Source organism: Rothia sp. HMSC068F09 (assembly GCF_001812775.1).
GTDB lineage: Bacteria > Actinomycetota > Actinomycetes > Actinomycetales > Micrococcaceae > Rothia > Rothia mucilaginosa_A.
The window spans coordinates 1-579 of record NZ_KV810413.1 but is presented as its reverse complement, the minus strand read 5'-3'; the positions used below and the strand labels follow the sequence as shown (position 1 = coordinate 579).

At 61.3% G+C, this 579-nt stretch carries 1 protein-coding gene; it reads right to left on the bottom strand.

Translation table 11 applies throughout. From position 1 onward, the window contains the following. Nucleotides 1-50: 50 nt before the first annotated feature. A partial coding sequence (locus HMPREF2874_RS01240; RefSeq protein WP_210397942.1) for a transposase occupies nt 51-579 on the bottom strand: 529 nt, incomplete at its 5' end.

Genomic DNA, 579 nt, shown 5'->3' with positions numbered 1-579 from the left:
AGGTCAAGTCCTGTGGAGTGGTGTAATCGTTTTGTGTCCTTCGGAGTGGGTTATGCGCTGAGTTGGAGTGGGGGTTCCTCCTGTTGGGTGGGTTGGGGTGTGAGTCGTGATTTGGTGAGGATGTCGAGGCTGAGGTAGCGTCGGCCTTCGGCCCATTCGTCGTTTTGTTCGGCTAGGACGGCTCCGACCAGGCGGATGATGGCCTGGCGGTTGGGGAAGATCCCCACGGAGTCGGTGCGTCGGCGGATTTCGCGGTTGAGGCGCTCATTGGGGTTGTTGGACCAGATCTGGGTCCATACCCCGGTGGGGAAGGACGCGAAGGCGAGGACGTCTGCCCTGGCTTGATCGAGGTGATCACACACAGCGGGGAGCTTGTCGTGCACGTAGTCCAAGAGTCGGTCGTATTGAGCGTTGACTGAGGCGGCGTCGGGTTGGTCGTACACCGAGTGCAGCATCGCTTTGACGGCGGGCCATAGCGCTTTGGGGGTGATGGACATGAGATTCGCGGCGTAGTGGGTGCGGCATCGTTGCCAGGTGGCTCCGGGTAGGTTCGCTGCGATGGCTTCGACCAGGCCCAGA